This window comes from Campylobacter sp. 2014D-0258, from assembly GCF_008000495.1.
Classification (GTDB): Bacteria; Campylobacterota; Campylobacteria; order Campylobacterales; family Campylobacteraceae; genus Campylobacter_D; species Campylobacter_D jejuni.
This window is the reverse complement of sequence record NZ_VOAR01000030.1, coordinates 35,065-56,361: the sequence shown is the minus strand read 5'-3', so window position 1 is coordinate 56,361 and position 21,297 is coordinate 35,065. Positions and strand designations below refer to the sequence as shown.

The 21,297-nt window shown below is 30.6% G+C and carries 17 protein-coding genes and 1 pseudogene; 7 read left to right on the top strand and 11 right to left on the bottom strand.

The window, feature by feature from the left end:
• Nucleotides 1–3: 3 nt before the first annotated feature.
• The 9 genes and pseudogenes from SR62_RS08915 to SR62_RS08835 form a co-directional block, all read right to left on the bottom strand.
• Nucleotides 4–450 carry a GNAT family N-acetyltransferase gene (locus tag SR62_RS08915; RefSeq protein ID WP_002874914.1) on the bottom strand — a complete coding sequence of 149 codons (447 nt, stop codon included), beginning with the start codon at nt 448–450 and terminating at the stop codon, nt 4–6.
• Nucleotides 451–459: 9 nt separating this feature from the next.
• Nucleotides 460–1,488: an N-acetyl-gamma-glutamyl-phosphate reductase gene (gene argC / locus SR62_RS08910; RefSeq protein ID WP_002892684.1), complete on the bottom strand. Its 1,029-nt coding sequence runs from the start codon at nt 1,486–1,488 to the stop codon at nt 460–462.
• An 80-nt stretch (nt 1,489–1,568) separates the two neighbouring features.
• Nucleotides 1,569–5,016: pseudogene (locus SR62_RS09245) on the bottom strand (S6 family peptidase).
• Between the two features lie 39 nt (nt 5,017–5,055).
• Nucleotides 5,056–6,147, bottom strand: coding sequence for a DNA adenine methylase (locus tag SR62_RS08860; RefSeq protein WP_002892675.1), 1,092 nt, complete (start codon nt 6,145–6,147; stop codon nt 5,056–5,058).
• A gap of 38 nt (nt 6,148–6,185) precedes the next feature.
• Nucleotides 6,186–6,704, bottom strand: a complete 519-nt coding sequence (gene infC, locus SR62_RS08855) for a translation initiation factor IF-3 (protein ID WP_002851726.1) — start codon at nt 6,702–6,704, stop codon at nt 6,186–6,188.
• Nucleotides 6,701–8,509 carry a threonine--tRNA ligase gene (thrS, locus tag SR62_RS08850; RefSeq protein WP_002900786.1) on the bottom strand — a complete coding sequence of 603 codons (1,809 nt, stop codon included), beginning with the start codon at nt 8,507–8,509 and terminating at the stop codon, nt 6,701–6,703. Before thrS ends, infC begins: the two co-directional genes overlap by 4 nt.
• Before the next feature lie 130 nt (nt 8,510–8,639).
• Complete coding sequence (locus SR62_RS08845) at nt 8,640–9,443, bottom strand: undecaprenyl-diphosphate phosphatase (protein WP_032592228.1); 804 nt, start codon at nt 9,441–9,443, stop codon at nt 8,640–8,642.
• A gap of 73 nt (nt 9,444–9,516) precedes the next feature.
• Nucleotides 9,517–11,514: an OPT family oligopeptide transporter gene (locus tag SR62_RS08840; RefSeq protein ID WP_147502361.1), complete on the bottom strand. Its 1,998-nt coding sequence runs from the start codon at nt 11,512–11,514 to the stop codon at nt 9,517–9,519.
• 183 nt (nt 11,515–11,697) lie between these two features.
• Complete coding sequence (locus SR62_RS08835; RefSeq protein ID WP_052775322.1) at nt 11,698–13,044, bottom strand: CitMHS family transporter; 1,347 nt, start codon at nt 13,042–13,044, stop codon at nt 11,698–11,700.
• Nucleotides 13,045–13,286: 242 nt separating this feature from the next.
• On the opposite strand from SR62_RS08835, the gene SR62_RS08830 reads away from it, so the two are divergent.
• The 7 genes from SR62_RS08830 to purF all read left to right on the top strand — a co-directional run bounded on the left by SR62_RS08830 (nt 13,287) and on the right by purF (nt 19,201).
• The gene (locus SR62_RS08830; RefSeq protein ID WP_002892670.1) at nt 13,287–13,628 is read left to right on the top strand and encodes a DUF4878 domain-containing protein; all 342 of its coding nucleotides are present in this window, start codon (nt 13,287–13,289) and stop codon (nt 13,626–13,628) included.
• Entirely contained in the window at nt 13,612–14,217 is a 606-nt protein-coding gene (locus SR62_RS08825) for a YiiX/YebB-like N1pC/P60 family cysteine hydrolase (protein ID WP_002892669.1), read from the top strand. Before SR62_RS08830 ends, SR62_RS08825 begins: the two co-directional genes overlap by 17 nt.
• Nucleotides 14,218–14,280: 63 nt before the next feature.
• Entirely contained in the window at nt 14,281–14,628 is a 348-nt protein-coding gene (locus SR62_RS08820; protein ID WP_147502360.1) for a hypothetical protein, read from the top strand.
• 134 nt (nt 14,629–14,762) lie between these two features.
• A complete protein-coding gene (locus tag SR62_RS08815) occupies nt 14,763–15,890 on the top strand; it encodes a hypothetical protein (RefSeq protein WP_002892666.1) in 1,128 nt (375 codons plus the stop codon).
• Nucleotides 15,890–17,071 (top strand): replication-associated recombination protein A, encoded by a 1,182-nt coding sequence (locus SR62_RS08810; RefSeq protein ID WP_002892665.1) that lies wholly within the window; start codon nt 15,890–15,892, stop codon nt 17,069–17,071. The genes SR62_RS08815 and SR62_RS08810 overlap by 1 nt, the downstream gene beginning before the upstream one ends.
• Before the next feature lie 62 nt (nt 17,072–17,133).
• Nucleotides 17,134–17,862, top strand: coding sequence for a 4-hydroxy-tetrahydrodipicolinate reductase (gene dapB, locus SR62_RS08805; protein WP_002851754.1), 729 nt, complete (start codon nt 17,134–17,136; stop codon nt 17,860–17,862).
• Nucleotide 17,863: 1 nt separating this feature from the next.
• A complete protein-coding gene (purF, locus tag SR62_RS08800; protein ID WP_038400915.1) occupies nt 17,864–19,201 on the top strand; it encodes an amidophosphoribosyltransferase in 1,338 nt (445 codons plus the stop codon).
• Nucleotides 19,202–19,203: 2 nt separating this feature from the next.
• Here the strand turns inward: purF and fliI are convergent, their stop codons facing one another.
• Both fliI and folE read right to left on the bottom strand, forming a co-directional pair.
• Nucleotides 19,204–20,589 (bottom strand): flagellar protein export ATPase FliI, encoded by a 1,386-nt coding sequence (fliI, locus tag SR62_RS08795; protein ID WP_002892661.1) that lies wholly within the window; start codon nt 20,587–20,589, stop codon nt 19,204–19,206.
• The gene (gene folE / locus SR62_RS08790; protein WP_002892660.1) at nt 20,589–21,161 is read right to left on the bottom strand and encodes a GTP cyclohydrolase I FolE; all 573 of its coding nucleotides are present in this window, start codon (nt 21,159–21,161) and stop codon (nt 20,589–20,591) included. The genes fliI and folE overlap by 1 nt, the downstream gene beginning before the upstream one ends.
• Between the last annotated feature and the right edge of the window lie 136 nt (nt 21,162–21,297).

The following is a 21,297-nucleotide window of genomic DNA, read 5'->3' as shown; positions in this document are numbered from 1 at the left end:
TCCTTAAGCATTAAAGCTAGTTTGATTATACTCATTTAAAGAAAGATCGTAATAATTCGCATCCTCTCTTAAAGTAAAACCATAATGTTTCCAAAACTCATTGCCTAAATCATTGTTTTTAAAAGCGATTAAGGCGATTTTATTAATCTTTTGAGCTTTTAAAGCCTCAAGACAAAATTTAGTCATCTCGTGTGCTATACCCTTTTTTCTATGATCTTTATGTACACATACATGATAAAATCCTCCTATGCGTCCATCATGCCCGCAAAGTATACTTCCTACAATTTCTTCATCAACCACTGCTACAACGCTAAGATTTGGGTTTCTATCTAAAAAATTTTCTATATTTTCTTTGCTATCATCAATGCTTCTTATCCCAAAGCCTTTTATCTCACACCAAAGCTTATAAACGGCTTCATAATCGCTTTTTTGCATAGCTCGTATTAACATTTTTATCCTTTACAAATTTGCAAAGAATTTAAGTCCTTCATCTTCATCAAAATCAAACATTAAATTCATATTTTGAACAGCTTGTCCTGCTGCACCTTTGATTAAATTATCAATAGCACCAAGCACAATAACACGCTTTGTGCGTTGATCTACACTAAAATTTATATCCGCAAAATTGCTTGATTTAACCCACCGAGTCTGCGGAAGCGACTGCGGCGGTAAAAGCCTTATGAATTTATTGTTTTGATAGTATTTTGTATAAATATCGCGTATATCTTGTTCTTGCAAGTCCTCTTTTAAATTTGCATAAGCACTGATTAAAATTCCTCTTTGCATAGGCACAAGATGAGGGGTAAATTGTAGAGTGATTTTCTCTTTGGCCGCATAGCTTAAATGCTCTTCAATTTCGGGAGTATGGCGGTGCGAAGCCAAACCATAAGCTTTGATATTTTCATTAACTTCACAAAAAAGATTTTCCACCTTTGCACTTCTTCCTGCTCCACTTACTCCACTTTTTGCATCAATAATAACTGAGCTAAAATCAATAATCTTTTCTTTAAAAAGCGGATAAAGACTTAAGATAGAACAAGTGGTATAACAACCTGGATTTGCCACTAAACTTGCTTTTTTTATCTCTTCTTTATAAAGCTCACAAAGTCCATAAACCGCATTTTGCAAAAGCTCTTGATTAGGATGAGTGAATTTATACCAAAGCTCATAATCTTTAGGATTTTTAAGACGAAAATCCGCGCTTAAATCAATGATTTTCATCTTTTTTAATAAATTCTCATTTAAAAGTTTAGCACTAAATTCATGCGGAGTAGCCAAAAACAAAAGATCAAGTTCAAGTTCATCTAAATTTTTATTTTCAAAACATAAATTTAAAGGGGTGTTAGGATAAAGATCTTGATAATTTTGCCCCACGCTAGAACTCGAACCTAAATAAGAAATTTCAACTTTGGGATGATTAAGCAAAATGCGAACAAGTTCATTTCCCGCATAACCACTCGCTCCTAAAATCCCAACTTTTATTTTCATCTTTATCCTTTAAATGTAAAAGCAAGTATTATAAACAAAAAAGCTTAAAATAAAAATACAATTTTTAAATTATTTTTTATTTAAAAACTATATCTTAAATTAGCATTTGCACTCCAATCTACATTTAAATCGCCAAAAAATGTCTTTTCAAATTCAAAATTAAAGCGTGTTTTATCGTTAAGCTTATAATCATTTCCTAAATTTATAAACATTCTTTGATCTTTTTTCCTTCATATCTTCTCTGACTTGCTTGATCCTCTAAAATTTGATCTCCTGCTTTAATCGGATCCGCATACAAACCAAGTCCTGTTCTAAAATTTAAATTTTAATTTTGACTTCCTATGAAAAATGCTGTTTTTACGACTAAAGGAATATAAGAAAATCGTTTTAAACTAGCAATATCTCCTTTTAGATCCATAGCTCCTACATAACCACTGATAAATTCCAAATCGGCTCAAGATAAAATTTATCATAAGCTTTTCTATAACCTAACTCAGCACTTAAGATAATATTATGCGAACCATCATTATCATCTAATCTACCTTGATTTCCTGGAATAAAATTTGCATTTATTTCATTTTGATAATAAATATATCTAAAACAAAATCACTATAAAAACCTTACTCCACTGTAAAGCTCGAAATTCGAATACTCGTTTAATTTATCATGTCCGCTTTGAATTTCAAAGTATTTTCCACTATTATACTCATCACTCGTACCCCATCCAAAAGTTCTTAACCATACACCACTTTCATAAGGATTATTGCGTAATTCCCCCATTCTTTTATGCATATTATTCCACTCCTATCATGGAGCCTAAAATAGCTTGAGCAAGTATAGATTTAGTTTTTACAATAGCTTGAGTATTATCATTAGTAAAAAAATATTCATCTTTAATCTTAGAATCAATTTTTTCTAAATTCCACTCTGGGCAAAATTTTCCTCATTATGAGAAAAAACAACATTTGGGGTATACGTACTAAAACCTTGCTCACATTTGGCATAGTAAAAAATTCCTTTGTTAAATGTTTATTTTCATCTTTTAAATGAGCTAGTAAGATATTTAAACCCGCTTTTTACTAGGATTATTAAGAAAAATTAATATTAAAGTATTATTTACTCCTTGTGTGCTTTCCTTAGAATTAATATAATCTGATTTAGAATTTTCAAAATCCGCATTGATTTTAAATATTGTATTATTTGCACTTAATTTTTTTTGCATCAACTTTTCTATAAATAGCACTTTTTTCTACTTGAAGATTGCTCATTTGTATATGAGACTCAAGCAAAGAATCTTTAATCGCAAGATTTTTTTTGCGTATCATTGATACCTTTGATATTACCACTAAAAACTGTGTTTTGAAAGTAACATCAGAATGATCAAGATTTAAATTTACACTAAAATAAACCTTTTCTATCTTAGCATTTTGGGTATTTTAAAGCTTTTGCTCAAAAGCCATTTCTTTGCCAACTCCTGTTTATACAACATCTCCATAAGAATAATCATCAGTCTTATCAATAATATTTTCCCCATCTTTTTCATCGATCCACAAATTTTTACTTCCAAGCTCTATTTTGGAATTTTTAGCATTAAGGTTTTCTACTTTTAAGCTTACATTACACCCTAGATAAAACTCGCTTTTTTCTAAATTAAGCTCTTTTAAAACAAAACCCTATCTTCCCAATCTTCTTGTGTAAAACTTACAGGCTTAGTTAAAGCACTTAAACCATGTTCTTGAAGTTTTTTAGCTTGTTCTTTGCTTACATAAGCGTGTATTCTAGCATGTCCTTGAAAATTTAACTTGGCATTTTCTGTCCTAAAAACACCTTCTTTATTGTAAATATTACCATCAAAAATCAAAGCTTTGTCTGTATTGGCACTCATTGTTACAGCTTCATCTGAAAAGATATTGCCATGATAAAGATAATCTTGCTTGTTTTCTAAATTTAAATGTGTTCCTGATTAAGAACTTGTGATAAAAACATTATTAGAGTCAGTTTTAATTTGATCAAAATTTAATGTTAAGCCTGATAAATCCAAAGTTCTGCCATTCATATAAATTTCGCCAAAACTTAAACCTTCACCCTCAAGACTTACCTTGGTCCTCACCCATTCTAAGTCCTGCATCCACACTTTGACTTTTGACAACAAGCTCTCCTTCGCCCATTTTATAAAGAAAATCATCTTTTTTTGGTTTTAACATTATATTCTACACTTGAACCCTTATCAGCATAAATTCCGCCATGTATAAGCCATTTATCGCCTGTTATTTGCCAATTTGAATTTTTATCAAATTTAAAACACTAGCGCCTAAATCCACATCGCTATTTAATTTATACTTCCATTTTGAGAAAAATACAAATCCTTGCTATTTTGCATTTCTTCAATTCTCTTATCACAATTATTTTTATCATCAAAAGAATTTTTATAGCTTACATAACCCACATTAGTCTTAGAAATCAAACTTACATTTTCTATTTTTTTACCATCTTTCATCAAACCATCGCTACTAAGTGTATAAGTTCCAGATCCTATGACTACTTTATGAGCATTTTAAAATTCATTGATCTTTATTTGATTGATCAAAGCATAATCAACCTGTAAACAAGTATATCCATAGTAAAATGGACATTACAATTACTCGTACTTACCACACCCACTAAATACGATTTTTATCCATCTTATCATAAACATAAACTCCACTTCCAGAATCCCCGGATATTGAAGAACTTGTAAAAGAATTTCTTTTATCATTGGTATAATTAAGAAATTGCAACTTAAAACGCTTATCTTCAGTATTTTTAGGAGTTAAACTGACAAAACCCCTAAATTGATTTCATTAGAATCAAAAATCTTAATGGGTACTTTATTTGTATCTTCAAAACCTAAAGCTACAATACCACTTCCCTCTCTTGCAAAGTACTCATAACGCGAACTGTCAAAAAGCTTGCCTTTACCTTTTATTCTACTTTGGCAACTATCCCAAAATGGATCCTTGTATTCATAAATATCTCCACCATCGCCAGAATCTTTTTCAATAAGATTTAAATCTTTACTTAAATTTGCACTTTTATTGAGACTAATCTTACTCATTTTTAAAACAGTAAAATCCACATTTTCTTTTTTATAAGTAAAATTATCACTTGAGCTTACGATTCTATTTGCTACACCTCCAAAGGTAAAACACTACCTTGTTTCACATAACTTTTATTTACTTTCCGGTATTTGAACTTGTACTCATATGAGAAGCACTGACTATATAAGATTGTCCTATATTGGTAAATTCTCCTTGGAATTTTCCTCCACGATTTGAAGTAGAAAAATCAATCATAGGCACATTAAAAGAGATATTTTGACTAGGATTTTTTGCTAAAATTTCAAAGCTACTTTGACCTACTTGAAATTTGCCTTTATTACTGGCAAAATCAAGATATTCTTGAAAATAACTTTGGATCAATGGCCGAAGCAAAAAGATAATTAGAAAAACCAAATGCCATTAATGGACAAAAAGATAATTTTAGCTTCATAAATCCCTCCTTTTTATAAATATAATTTTAGCACAAAATTTAATTTTTAACTAAAATATAAAGTTGCTCATGAAGATGGATATTGCGATTTTTAAGATTGCGAGAAGCTCTAAAAGTATTATATTTTTGCTCTAAAATCCGGCATTTTCCAAGAGTGCTTAAGTGCTTTAAAAAAATTTCTTTTTTTACAAAACCTTCACAATTATAAGAAAGTAAAATCACTCTTGCTTTTAAATCATTAATAAGTTCAAATAAAGCATCTTGGGCAAATTTTGACTTATTAAAAGTACTGCGGTTCCAATCCTTTGGAATGCCACTGATTTTAGAAATTTCTTCAGGTTTTTTATAATTTGCAATTAAATTTAGCATAAAATAATTAGAACTATAAGGGTGCTGATTATAAGGGGGGTCAAGATACGCTACATCAAAAAAATCAAGTTCTTTTGCAAGCATGTTTGCATCCTTTTGCATCACTTCAAATTCACAAGAAAAATTTGAAAAAATAGGCATTTTAAGCTCTATTTCTCCTTTAATGCGTTTAAGTGCATTTTGTCCTTCGCCACCAAATTTTCCGATGCCATCCTTACCCTTATAAAAACCTTTAAAAACTCCGCTAGTATTTGAATGAACACTGGCTTCATAAATCAAAGGAGCTATAAAGAAATGCCTCAATTCTTTTGGAATTTCATTTTCGATTTTTTGCCTTATAGTATCAAGATATAAAGCATTTTTAAAAGTATAAAAAACCCTTTCATTTTTTTTAATATCATTATCATCTTTTGGAGCATAAAGCTCACTGATAAAACCTTTTTGAAAATCTAAATTTTGGATTAAATTTTTATAATACTTTTTTATATTTTGAAGTAAATCTTTGTCTTTATTAGCAAGATAACACTCATTGATGAGTTTTGAATAATCTTCTAAATCATTGGCTAAAATATAATTTGAGTGTGCTTTTGCAAAACGACTTACAACGCCTGAGCCACTAAATATATCACAAAAACTAAATTTATCTTTACCAAGTTCTTTTTTAGCTACCTTAAAGCCATTATTTAAAAAACTTAAAAGTGCTCTTTTATTTCCAAGATAAGTTATAATTTGCTCTTTTAAAAAAGAAGGATTTTCTTTCAAAATTTAAAACCTTTAAAAGCCTTATCCACAAAAGTGGATTAAGCTTTTTTTGGAGTTACAAGCATATTTACATAACGACCTTCAAAATTTGGCTCTTTATCACGATTAGCTTCATTTTCTATCATAGTCCAAATTTTTTCAAGCAAAGCTACACCTGCTTCAGGAGTTGCCATTTCACGTCCTTTTAAGAACACACGAAATCTCACATGCTTACCTTGTTCTAAAAATTCTAAAGCATGTTTTACCTTGTAGTTAATATCATTTTGAGCAATTTTTACAGAAAGTTTGATTTCTTTTATATCAATCACTTTTTGTTTTTTCTTTGCTTCTTTTTGTTTTTTCTCTTGTTGATAACGGAATTTACCATAGTCCATGATCTTGCAAACAGGTGGCTTAGCATCTGCAGCTATCATTACAAGATCAAGTCCTAAACGATTTGCAATTTCTAAAGCTTCATCACTACTGATAATACCATAAACTTTGCCATCATCGCCAACACATCTGATTTCATCCGCTCTTATTTCTTCATTGAGCAATACTTCTTTTTCTTTACTCAAAAGTGTACCTCACTCATTTTCTCCTTAACTAATTTAATAAATTCGTCCAAGCTAAGATTTTTTTGTTCTTTAGCTCTTCTATCTCTTAAAGCAACGCTACGCTTTGCCACCTCATCATCGCCTAAAACTAAAATCATAGGTAATTTTTGTTTTTCAGCGATACGAATTTTCTTACTTAAGCTCTCATTTTTTTCATACACCTCGCTATCGATATTAAGCTCTAATAATTCTTTTTGAATTTCTTTTGCGTAAGCAATATGTGCTTCGCCTATTGGCACTATACCCACCGCAGTTGGTGCGATAAAAAATGGAAACTCACCCGCACAATGCTCGGTTAAAATTCCTATAAATCTTTCAAAAGAACCTAAAATCGCACGATGCAACATTACAGGTTGTTTTTTTTCATTATCACTATCAGTGTATTCAAGTTTAAAACGACTTGGCAGGTTAAAATCTACTTGTATGGTTCCACATTGCCACTTTCTTTTTAAAGCATCGGTGATTTTAATATCAATCTTTGGCCCATAAAAAGCCCCGCCACCTTCATCAATACCGTATTTTAAACCTTGTTCATCTAAAGCTTCTTTTAAAGCCTTAGTCGCTACTTCCCAAATTTCATCATCACCTATGGCTTTTTCAGGTTTAGTTGAAATTTCCATTTCATAGCTAAAATCAAATAATTTCATCAAATTATCCACAAAAGCTAAAATTTCTAAAACCTGCTCTTTAATCTGACTTGGCATACAAAAAATATGTGCATCATCTTGAGTGAATTCTCTCACTCTAAAAAGTCCATGCAAAACCCCACTTTTTTCATGACGATGCACTACGCCATATTCAAAAAATTTCAAAGGCAAATCACGATAACTTCTTACATCACTTTGATAAATTTTAATATGCCCCACACAGTTCATAGGCTTAATGCCATATTCTTGTTCATCAATTTGTGTAAAATACATATTTTCTTTATAGTTTGCATAATGCCCACTGATTTTCCATGCATCTGCTTTTAAAAGCTCAGGCCCACGCACAGGCTCATAACCACGCAAACGATGAATTTTATAAAGCATATGTTCAAGTTTAGATCTAAGTCTTGCACCATTACTTAACCAGATAGGAAGGCCTCCTCCGATCTCATCATCAAAAGTAAAAAGTTTAAGCTCTGTTCCAAGCTTTCTATGATCGCGTTTTTTAGCTTCTTCAATAATGGTTAAATACTCTTTTAAACTTTCCTTATCTGCAAAAGCAGTCCCATAAATTCGAGTAAGCATTTCTCTTTTTTCATCGCCACCCAAATACGCTCCTGCAACACGAGTGAGTTTAAAAAAGCGTAAAAATTTCGTATTTGGCACATGAGGACCACGACACAAATCTTCAAATTCACCTTGTTTATAAATACTTACAGCTCCATCAGGAATACGCAATAAAACTTCTTGTTTTAAATCATCATTTTGAAATTTAGCCAAAGCTTCGTTTTTTGTGATTTCATATTTTGAAATTTCAATCTTTGCTTCAGCAAGTTCTTTCATCTTTTTTTCAATTTTTACTAAATCTTCTTCGCCAATCTTACTTTCTACACGAAAATCATAATAAAATCCATCTTCTATAACAGGACCAACGAAAAATTTAGCCTCAGGATACAAGCTCTTAATCGCCTGTGCCATCAAATGCGCACAAGAATGGCGTATCACTTCTAAACTTTCTTTAGAATTATCAAAATAAATTTCTTTTAAATTTGTATTTTTCACACTTTGAGAGTCAATTATCGTCTCATTGTCCAAATACGCAATAACTTCTTTTTCCATATTTTTAACCCTTTGTCGCTCACTTACCCTGTGAGTGTTTATAAAGTTCTAATTTTAACTTTCTAAGACTTAATTATTTTTGAAATTCAGCTTATTTTTAAAAAAATCTTAGAATAAATTTAATATTTATTTATAGCTTAAATTCACTTCCAGCATTTAAAATCCCACTATAATACAAATAAAAGAAAACAAATCCTAAAATAATACGATAAATTCCAAAAGGGATAAAGTCGAATTTAGAAATAAATTTTAAGAAAAATTTTATAACTAAAACTGCAACAATAAAAGCAGTGATAAAACCTATGCCTAAAGGAATTAAAGAATTTGCATTGCTAAGAAGCTCAGGCTCTTTATAAATGCTATAAGCTGTAGCGATAATCATCGTTGGAATGGCAAGCAAAAAACTAAACTCAGCCGCAACTTTTCTATTAAATCCTAGCAAAAGTCCACCAATAATACTTGCTCCACTTCTTGAAGTACCAGGAATCATGGCTAAAGATTGAAAAATACCTATGCAAAAAGCTTGTTTAAAACTTATTTCTTCTAAAGAATTGATACGATATTGTTTATTTTTATGTGCAAGTTCTATAAGAATAAACACAACACCACCAAAAATGAGCATTCCAACCACAACCCAACCATTAAATAAAGCATTTAAGTATTTTGCCACAAAAAGCCCTATAACTCCAGTAGGAAAAAATCCCACTGCAAGTTTTAACCAAATATCAAGCCCTTGAAACAATTTACGCCAAAATACAAAAATTACCGCCAAAATAGAACCAAGTTGGATGATAATCAAAAAACTTTTCCAAAACTCATCTATATCAATGCCTAAAATAGTCGTACCTAAAATCATATGACCTGTTGAAGAAACAGGTAAAAACTCAGTTAGACCTTCTATAATCCCAAGTATTAAGGCATATAAATTTTCCATTTTAATCCTTGAATAATAATTGCAAAAGAAAAATTATATCAGAATGGATTAAATGGGGTTTTAACCCCAAAAATTAAGCATCTTTTTTAACAATACGCTTAATAAAATATAATACAACTCCCACAAAAAAGATAAGTACGAAAAGCTCGCTATCATGAAAATTTGCTAAATTTAAAGCTAAAGGATTTTCACTACCACCCATACTTACTGAAAATACAGTAATTCCTGCGATAATTACCCCAAAAATACTTTCACCCACTATAAGCCCTGAAGCAAAAAGCGTGCCTCTTTGCTCACAACTTGCAAGTTTTTCTTCTTTATGAGAATTTTTTGCATATTTTTTAGTCAAGTATTGTATTACAATATATTTTAAAATTCCGCCTATAACTAAAGGTATATTTACAGCAGGCGGAAGGTAAATACCTATTCCAACGGCTAAAGGCGGCAAAGACATTTTCTGTGTTCTTCTTAAAATTTTATCTATAATAATCATTAAAATTCCTACAAATACACCAAAAGCCATATAACCCCACTCTATATTGTGATGAAAAATTCCTTGAGCGATAGTACTCATTAAATTCGCTTGCGGTGCTGCTAAAGCCGATGAAGTATCCATACCTTCTCTTGGCATTGCTCCGACAAAACCATAGGCTTGATAAAGCAAATTTAAAACAGGAACTATAGCCAAAGCACCAAAAACACAGCCTACAAGTAAAGCAACTTGTTGTTTCCAAGGAGTAGCTCCGACTAAATGTCCTGTCTTTAAATCTTGTAAATTATCATTCGAAATAGCAGCTGTAGCCAAAATAACACTAGTAGTAAAAATAGCTAATGCTACTGCAAATTTAGAAAGCATAGGATCTTGAAAAAGTTCCACACCTAAAACCAAAAAAACAATAGAAGAAATAATAACACCAATAAGTCCGATTCCAGAAATAGGACTAGAAGAAGATCCTACAAGTCCTGCCATATATCCGCAAGCTGCTGCAACAAAAAAACCTATTAAAACAGAAACTAAAGTTCCAACAAATGAAAATAGCATTTGATAATAAATACTTAAGTTAGCATCTTCAACAAAACTATAAAAAGTAATAAATAAACCCACAACCATTAAAACAAAAAGTATAAAAATACTTTTTAAAGAAAGGTCTATATTTGTTCTTTCATTTTTTTCTTGATTAGTAATTTTAACATTTTTAACAATTTCTTTAATACCTTCAATAACGGGTTTTAAAAGTTCTATTAAAGTCCAAAGCGCTGCTATAGCAATAGCTCCTGTTCCTATAAGTCTTACTTTAGAACTCCATACACTAGAAGCTAAATCTACGGCATTTTTTGCACTATCGAATTCAAAATTTGAAAGATAGGGAGTAAAAATACCCCAAGCTAAAAACATACCTACAAAAAGAGCTATAGCGCCTGCTAAACCAACTAAATAACCTGCCCCTAAAAGTGCCAAAGAATATCCCATAGAAAAACCAAAAGCCATTTTATTCCAAATAAAAGCAAAATTACTCTCACTTGCAGCGAGTTTAAAACCATTGCTTAATAAACTAAAAATAGCAGCTATAAAAGAGCCTAATGCTATTTCTTTAATGCCTTGTTTTCCTTTTTTATTACTCTGATCTTTATTGGCTACTTTTAAAATTTCAGCTGCGGCTCTACCCTCAGGATAAGCAAGTTTGCTTTCAACCACCATAGCCCTTCTTAATGGTATAGTAAAAAGTACTCCAAGTCCGCCACCACAAAGACATATCATAAAAGTTTGCCAAAGTGGAAATTCACTCCAATACCCACACATAAAAAGCCCTGGGATAACAAAAATAACCGATGATAAAGTTCCTGCTGCTGAAGCTTGAGTTTGAACCATATTATTTTCTAAAATATTTGAAGTCTTAAAAAGACTCAAAACCGCCATGGAGATGACCACAGCTGGAATTGATGATGAAAAAGTAAGTCCCACTTTTAACCCCAAATATACATTTGAAGCTGTAAAAATAATAGTTAAAATACTTCCCAAAATCAAACCCCTTAAGGTAAGTTCTGGTAAATTTTGTTTTTTGTACATCATTTCTCCGTTTTAAAATTTTACTTTCAACTTAAAAAATATTCTTATAAGTTTAAATTTATAATTTTTCTCTAAATTAAAATAAAATAATACAAAAAAACGCTTATATTTTTATAAATTTTTGACTCAAAAATATCATAAAACAATGGGCTAATCATTGAAAAATCAAAAGTTCTTTTATTTTAATTATATTATCCCAGCTACCTCAGCAAAAATCAAGCAAATAATACTTATACCCCATATATAAAAAAAGCTTCTTTTGATATGATCTCTAATATTAACCTCTGCTAAACCACAACCTAGCAAAGTTGCAGGTACAACAGGAGAAATAAATGTCGCACAATTTCTTGCTATCACCATGATAATAGCTATAGTCAAAGGTTCAGCACCAAAAGCCTTAGTTACACTCAAAACTATAGGCATCACTCCATAAAAATAAGAATCCGTACAAAAAATAATTGCCATTGGAACAGCCAATATCCCTACCATTAAAGGAATATAAGTACCTAAATAATCTGGAACGAAATTTAAAATCAAAACACCCATTTTCTCCATAATACCACTTTTATCAAATACGCCTATTAATATCCCAGCACCAATTAAAGTAATATACATAAGCATTGCACCAGCACTTGCACGATCTAAAACTTTTTTAGCTATTTTTAAATTAGGATAATTAAGCGGTAAAATTATTACAAGCCCTATCATAAAGCAAATATAACTAGGAATAATACCGCTAATTAAAAGCCCAATAACCCCAATAGCTACAAGTAAATTTAACCAAAACCATTTTTCATTATGGTGTTCGCTTTTTTCTATATTTAAATTTATTCCCGACAAGTTACCTGCGCCTGCACCTCTTTTTATTTCTATCTTAGCAATCCAAATTGCCAAAAGAAGGGATAATACTAAACCTACAATCTGAATAGGTATAATATGGTGCCAAAGCAAATTTGCATCCATTCCTATATTAGTAGCCGCTCTTAAAGTAGGACCACCCCAAGGAATAACATTCATAACCCCCATAGCTGAAGTAATAATCAATAACATTGAAGTCTTTCTTATACTTAAACGCTCATAAATAGGTAATAATGCAGGTATTACAATAAGAAAAGTAGAAGCACCCGAACCATCTAAATGTACAGCAGCAGCAATAAAAACAGTAAGAATGCAAACTTGATATATATTAGCTTTCATTTTTGATAAAAATGCATTTAAAATTTTAGTAAAAAAACCACTTGCATTTAAAACACTAAAAAAGAGTATAGAAAAAACAAACAAAGCTGCCGTATCCGTTACGCTTTTGACTCCATCTTTAATAAAAACAACCAATGTTTTAATATCAAAAACACCTCCTTTAACCCCTAAAGCTACACCCACGCCAAAACCAAGCCGTTCAAGAATAAGTAAAATACAAGCTACACTAATACTTACACTTATAAAAGCTAGTGCTGGAGTAGTATAATCTTTTAGCAAAAGCCAAACTATCAATCCTAACGAGAAAAAACCCAATAAAGCTAAAAAAATTTCCATATCCTATCCTTTTGTATCATTTTTATTCGATAATAAAATAGGATATTTTAACTCCAACTTATATGTGTTTAAATTTATAGCTTTTTAAAAAAATATATTTTCTAATGTAACCATTATAAACAAGAATAAAAAAATAATTTTGAATTATTTTGCTATAATTATGAATATTTTAATTTATACTATCAAAAGAAAAAAATGAAATTTTTTAAACTTTCTTTCTTGGCTTTAGTTGCCTTTTTTTAGTGGCTTGCGGTTCTTCAAATCCTGAAGATTTAGCTAAAAATTTTACAAAAGATCTTTATAGTGGTGATACTAAATCTGTTATGAGTTACATTGATCTTAGCGAAGCTAAAAGCGATGAAGAAAAAACATTTGTTAGTGATAAAATCACTCAAGTTGTTGCTGAAAATGCAGCCAAAGCAAAAAGAATGGGTGGTGTTAAAGATATTCAAATTGAAGAAAAAACAATCAATAAAGATTCTGCTAAAATCAGAGTTTTAGTGTTATTTAACAATGATAATAATCAAAGCAGCAATGTTTTTCTTGCTAAAAAAGATAGAAAATGGCTTGTTTTACTTAAATAAAATTTTATATTTTTTCTTAATTTTATTTTTATTGATTGGAATTTTGGGTTTCTTTATAAATTCCAATCCTTCAAATCAAATCATCAAAAAACCCTATCTATCTTTTCTTGAAATAGGTGATCTTGTCTTTCGTGCAGGAATAGGAAGTGAAAGTTTTTTAATAGAAAATTTAAGTCAAAGCCCTTATTCTCATATCGCTATGGTAGTTAAAACTTCTCCAACTATACTCATACATGCTACAACAGATGATGACAAAAATGCTAAAAACCAAGTTATCTTAAGCTCTATGGATGATTTTTTAAAACTGAGTCATAAAATTGCTATTAAAAGATTAAAATTTGATGAAAAAACCAAACAAAAAATAGTTGCTAAAGCTTTGGAACATTTAGGCAGAAAATTTATCATAAGTACAGATAAAGATGCTTTTTACTGCACTACTTTTTTAGAACAATCTATTAACTCCATTACCCCATTTCATCTTCAATACACTCTAATCAAAGCTCCTTTTAATGAAGGTTTATATCTTTTTCCACAAACTTTTTTTGAAAATAATCAAAGCGTATTAATTTATGAAAGTCAAAATTTTTAATTTCACATTCACTTCACTTAAAAATTTTATAATGTCATCACTTTATATTAAGGAGAAATAATTATGAAAAAAAGTATTTTATTCGCATCAACACTTTTAGCTAGCTCAATGCTTTTTGCAGATAGTCTAAAACTTGAAGGTACTATTGCACAAATTTATGATAACAATAAAACCTTGCTTATTGACTCTATTTATGGCGGACAAATGGCTATAAAAGTTCTACCAAATACCGAAATAGAAATGGATGATTGTGGTATTTTTGGAACAGATAAAGATGGAACTTTTAAAGATTTACAGGTTGGAAATTTTTTAGAAAGTAAAATTTCTTATGGAACACCTGTTACACCAAATACTCAGGCTATTCCAGTAGCTAGAAAAATTGAAATTCAATGTTATAAAAAAGCTTATTAATATAAATCCCTTAACAAGGGATTTATAAAAATCATTCTTCGGCAAACTACTTCATCACTCTTAAATAAAAATTTAAACTCTTTTTTAACAAGCAATTTATAAAATAACACTTATATTTTCATCTAAGGCAAATAATGAAAAAATGGATTTTTATTGTTTTTTGTTTTATATTAGGTTTTATTATTCATATATTTTATATAGGATACACTAACGAACTTTTATTTAATAAATTTATTAAAAACAGCAATCCTGATTATACAATTACAGATATTTACTTCAAAAAAGGTTTTTTAACCTCTAAAGGAAGTTTTACTTTAAATCACTGTCATACACAGCTTTCAACCAAAATCAACCTTAAATTTAATAATTATTTTTTCTTAAATAAAATTATAAAAGGAAATTTTACAAATCCTTTTGATTTTTTAGATGAAGTGTTAAAAAACAATAAATTAGGAACTTTTACTCTCAAATTACACGATAACAACTCTAAAATATTTCTAAATATTAAAGATATAAATTTAAGCAATGAAGGTGGAGATACCATCATAAACGGCGGATATATTGAAGCTTTAATGAATAAAAATTTAGAAATTAAAAACATTAAAATACATTTTGATATGATTAATTTTTCTCAATTTTATACTAAATTTGTGTTGCAAAATTTAAATTACGAACAATTTTTTAACAATCCTGTACAATTTTATGAATTAAATTTATTTAGCAAAAGCCAACAACAAATCAACTTTGATTATCTTGTGTTAGATAACAATAAAATCAATTCTTTTTATAGCAAAAATCTAGTAAATTTTAATGAAGAAAATTCAACAATAAACTTAAACATACAAGGAAAATCCAATGAAATTGATATTGATCTTAAATCTTTATTGGGTCAGAATTTAAATTTTGACAAAACAAAATTTAATATAACCATAAATAAATTTCTTAACTCAAATTTCAATATCTCTCATTTTATTCAAAAAAATCTTGATCTAGAAATACAAAATTTAATTCTTGAAAAAAATAAACAAAATATCAGTCTACAAGGCAATTTAAATATTAACAACTCTTATCAAGCAAAATTACAAGTTATCAGTTCAGATGAGCCTGATGAAATTTTTCCTTGGACAAAAGATTATGGAGGTTTAAATCAATATTTTTTAAAAGAAAATAATAACTTTTTTCTAAATTTATCTTATGATAGCTTAGCCAATCCTCAACTAAAAATTAATGGTAGTGAATTTTCAAATATGGATTTAAATTAATGAGCCTAGCTTTGACCTTTCGCCCTGAAAATTTTGATGATATTTTAGGACAATATGAGCTTACAGAAATTTTCAAAAAATTTACTGCTTTACAAAAACTTCCTCATAGTATTTTTTTTGGAACGGCAGGTTCTGGAAAAACAACTTTTGCTAGAGTTGTAGCCAAAGAATTTGGCTTAGATTTTTATGAATTTGATGGAGGAAATTTTAAACTCGAAGAACTAAGAAAAATTTTAGATAATTATAAAAATAGTCTTTATAAGCCTTTAATTTTTATTGATGAAATTCACCGCCTTAGCAAAACCCAACAAGAAATGCTTTTAATTCCTATGGAAAATTACCGTTTAATTTTAATCGGCGCAAGCACTGAAAATCCCTATTTTGTTTTAAGTTCTGGTATAAGAAGTCGTTCCATGCTTTTTGAATTTAAATCTTTAGGGGTAAAGGAACTTGAAACTTTACTCTTGCGTGTACAAGAAAAAATGAAATTTAGTATTGATAAAGAAGCTAAAGATTTTCTACTGAAAAGTGCTGATGCAAGAGCTATGCTAAATTTGCTTGAATTTGTCTTGGTTTTAGATGAAAAACATATCAGTCTTGAAAATCTTAAAAAACTTCGCAACACCATAAATAGTGAAGGTGTTAGCTCAAAAGATACACATTATATTTTAGCAAGTGCAATGATAAAAAGTTTACGCGGAAGTGACGTTGATGCAGCTATTTATTATCTTGCAAGACTTATTGATGCAGGAGAAAGTGCGGATTTTATCGCTAGGCGTTTGGTGATTTTTTCAAGTGAAGATATCGGAAATGCCGATCCAAATGCTTTAAATTTAGCGGTTTCAACTCTAGAGGCTGTTAAAAATATAGGTTATCCTGAAGCAAGAATTATCCTAGCCCAATGCGTAGTTTATTTAGCAAGCACAATCAAATCCAATGCAAGCTACAAAGCTATCAATGAAGCTTTAAACTATGTAAAAAATAATGAAGCTTTAGAAATACCTAATTATCTTAACAACAATCATCAAGAAAAACAAAACTATCTTTATCCACATGATTTTGGTGGCTGGGTAGAGCAAAAATATCTTAGTAAAAATTTAAAATTTTATCATAGCAAGGGCTTAGGAGAAGAAGCAAAATTGTTAGATAATTTATATAAATTAAAAAACCATAAAGCTTAATTTTATTATTTAAAATTTACAAAATAAATGCTAAAATCAATATTTTATTTTCAAGGAAAAAGATGATTAAAATAGGAATTTATGGCGCTAAAGGACGAATGGGAAAACAGATTGAAGAATGTTTAAAAAGCGAAACACAAGCACGAATTTCGATACTTTATGATAAGGGTGGAAATTTAGGAGAGCTTTTTGAAAAAAGCGATGTGATTATTGATTTTTCTTCCCCAAGTGGAACTCATGAGCTTTTAAATTATGCAAGAACTATGCCTAAACCTTTGGTAATAGGTACAACAGGGCTTGATGAGAAAATTTTACATTTGATGCAAAGTGCTAGTGAAGTGATGCCGATTTTTTATGCGACCAATATGTCTTTAGGTGTTGCGGTTTTAAACTATCTTGCTAGTAAAGCCAGTCAAATGCTAAGAAATTTTGATATAGAAATTTTAGAAATGCATCATCGCCATAAAAAAGATGCCCCAAGTGGTACAGCTATGACTTTAGCTCAAAGTGTAGCAAAAGCTAGAAATTTAGAACTTGAAAAAGTAAGAGTAAGTGGAAGAGATGGCATTATAGGTGAAAGAAGTAAAGATGAGATTGCCGTGATGAGTTTAAGGGGTGGCGATATAGTAGGACGCCATACGGTAGGTTTTTACGAAGATGGTGAGTTTTTAGAACTTAATCATACCGCTACTTCAAGGGCGACTTTTGCTAAAGGTGCGATTAAAATCGCTATTTGGCTTAGCAAGCAAGAAGCAAAAATGTATTCAATCAATGATTTTTTAGGAATTTAAAATGTGTGCAGTTGTAGGAGTTATCAATTCAAAAAATGCTAGCACTTATGCGTATTATGCGCTTTTTGCTATGCAACACCGTGGGCAAGAAGCAAGTGGTATCAGTGTAAGCAATGGTAAAAATATTAAGACTATTAAAGCCAAAGGTGAAGTGAGTCAAATTTTTAATCCTGATAATCTAAAAACTTTAGAGGGTGAAATCGCTATAGGGCATAATCGCTATTCTACAGCAGGAAATTCAAGTTTAAATGACGCTCAGCCCATAGCAGCTACTTCAGTTTTAGGTGATATTGCTTTAGCGCATAATGGAAATTTAGTCAATAAAGAAGAGGTAAGATCAAGACTTATTCAAGATGGGGCTATTTTTCAAACCAATATGGACACAGAAAATGTTGTCCATCTTATCGCAAGAAGTAAGCAAGAAAGTCTAAAAGATAGATTTATTGAGAGTTTAAAAGAATGTATAGGAGCTTATTGTTTTGTTTTAGCAAGCAAAGATAAACTTTATATTGTAAGAGATCCTCATGGGGTGCGTCCTTTGTCTTTAGGGCGTTTAAAAGATGGAGGCTATATAGTTGCTAGTGAAACTTGTGCTTTTGATCTTATAGAGGCTGAATTTATTCGTGATGTTAAACCAGGGGAAATGCTTATTTTTACTCAGGGAAATGATAAATTTGAAAGCATAGAACTTTTTTCTCAAACTCCTAGAATTTGCGCTTTTGAATACATTTATTTTGCTAGACCTGATAGCATAGTAGAAGGTAAAAGCGTGTATGAAGTGCGTAAAAAAATGGGCGAAGCTTTAGCTAAAAAATTTGCTTATAAAGCAGACTTTGTCGTGCCTGTGCCAGATAGTGGAGTAAGTGCAGCTATAGGTTTTGCTCAATATTTACAAATCCCTCTTGAAATGGCAATAGTAAGAAATCATTATGTAGGAAGAACTTTTATAGAGCCAACTCAAGAGCTTAGAAATTTAAAAGTAAAACTAAAGCTCAACCCTATGCGTAAAGTTTTAGAAGGTAAAGAAATCGTAGTCATTGATGATAGCTTGGTGCGTGGTACCACTTCTAAAAAAATAATTTCCTTACTTCGTGCTGCAGGAGCGAGTAAAATCCATCTTGCCATAGCTTGTCCTGAGATCAAATTTCCTGATACTTATGGTATAGATACTCCAACTTTTGAAGAACTTATCAGCGCAAATAAAAATGCTGAAGAAGTGCGTGAATATGTAGAAGCTGATACGCTAAGTTTTTTAAGCATAAAAGAGCTAACTCAAAGCATAGGCGATGAAAGAAAATATTCTTTAATCAGTTTTGATGGAGATTATTTTATTAAATAATTTTATTTTAAATTAGGATTAGGCAAGGTTGCACTTGCACTTCCTACATTTATATTTTGAGTTGGTGGCAAAGGAGTATTTGGTGTATCAATTTGACTTAAAAGCTCTAAAGTTTGATTAAATTCAGAGCTTTCTTCAGGATTTTGGCCTAAGAATTTTTGCATAAATTCTTTTTTAGAAATAGCTTCATCAAGTTCTTTATCACTTCCTTTCTGATAAGCACCGATGCGAAGCAATACTTCATTTTCTTTTAAAAGCGAGTTTAAACGCTTAAATTTTCTTGCCCAAAGTTTATGCTCAGGACTTATAATGTCACTCATTACCCTTGAAGCAGAGTTTTGTATATTAATAGGAGGATAAATTCCAAAGTCTGTTAATTCACGGCTTAAAACAATGTGTCCATCTAAGATAGAACGACTTTGATCGGCGATTGGATCACTCATATCATCGCCATCCACCAAAACGGTAAAAAAGGCCGTTATAGTGCCTTTACCTTCTTCTTTACCCGTTCTTTCCATGAGTTGAGGCAAAAGACTTAAAACACTTGGTGGATAACCTTTGGTTGTAGGAGGTTCTCCAAGAGCTAGTCCAATTTCTCTTTGAGCCATAGCAAAACGCGTTACACTATCCATGATAAAAAGTACATCTTTACCTTGTTCTTTAAAGTATTCTGCCACACTCATTGCACAAAAAGCACCGTATTTACGCATCAAAGCACTATCATCGCTTGTAGCAACAATAATCACTGTATCATCGAGCTTTCCGCCTAAATTTTTTTGTATAAATTCAGGAATTTCACGCCCCCTTTCTCCTATGAGTGCCACTACTTTTATAGGGGCTTTGGAATTTTTAACTATCATTCCCATAAGAGTGGATTTTCCTACCCCGCTTCCTGCAAAAATACCAAGTTTTTGTCCTACACCACAAGTTAAAAGTGCGTCTATGGTTTTAACACCTACGGGAAAAACTTCTTCTATAAGCCCTCTTTTCATCGCATCAATAGGTGCACGCATTATAGGCATATATTTACTTACTTCTATAGCTCCTTTACCATCTTTTGGACGCATAAAAGGATCTACTACCCTGCCTAAAAGTTCATCGCTAACGCCTATTTGCATACCTGCATCACTTATGAAAGCACGATCGCCTATTTTAAAACCTTCTATAAAAGAAAATGGGCTTAAATAGCTAAATTGTTCTTTGATTTCTACGACCATAGCTAGAGTGTTTAAATTTTCATTTTCATTAGAAACTAACTTCACTATATCTCCAACCCCTGTTTTAAGCCCACGAATTTCTATACTCGTAGCAGAAATTTTTGTAATCTCTCCAAAGATTGCACTTAAATTTTCTTTACCAAGTTTGGAGCGTAGTTTTTCAAGATTCATTAAAATCTTACCTGTTTAGCAGAGTTTATGAGAGAAAAAAATTCCTCTCTGGTTTTTTCATTTTTCAAGAAAATTCCACGCAAAGCTGAAGTTGTAGTGGTGGAATTAGCTTTTTGTACCCCACGCATTTCAACACACATATGTCTTGCTTCTATGACTACACCCACACCTTTTGCATCGACATTTTCCATTAAAGCTTGTGCGATTTGTTCGGTGAGTTGTTCTTGGATTTGAAGTCTTCTTGCAAACACCTCTACAAGGCGTGGAATTTTGCTTAAACCTACTACTTTTTTATTAGGGATATAGGCTACATGAGCACGCCCAAAAAAAGGTAAAAGATGATGTTCGCAAAGACTATAAAATTCTATATCACGCACTAAAACCATTTCATTATTAGAGCTTTGAAATAAAGCATCATTTAAAATTTCTTTGACATTTTGCGTATAACCACTAGTAAGAAATTCATAAGCTTTAAAAACACGATTGGGTGTTTTAATCAGTCCTTCACGATTTGGATTTTCTCCTATAATTTCAAGTATGGTTTTAACACAATCTTCAAATTTTTTTTGCAAATTTTTCTCCAAAAATATTTTTATATTTTAATAATAATGTAATATTGCAATTTTATCATAAATTACTTTAAAATTTTATGCAAGTAATAAGGAAAAATTTGCTATGATTGAAAGCAAATTTTATTTTATAAGGAAA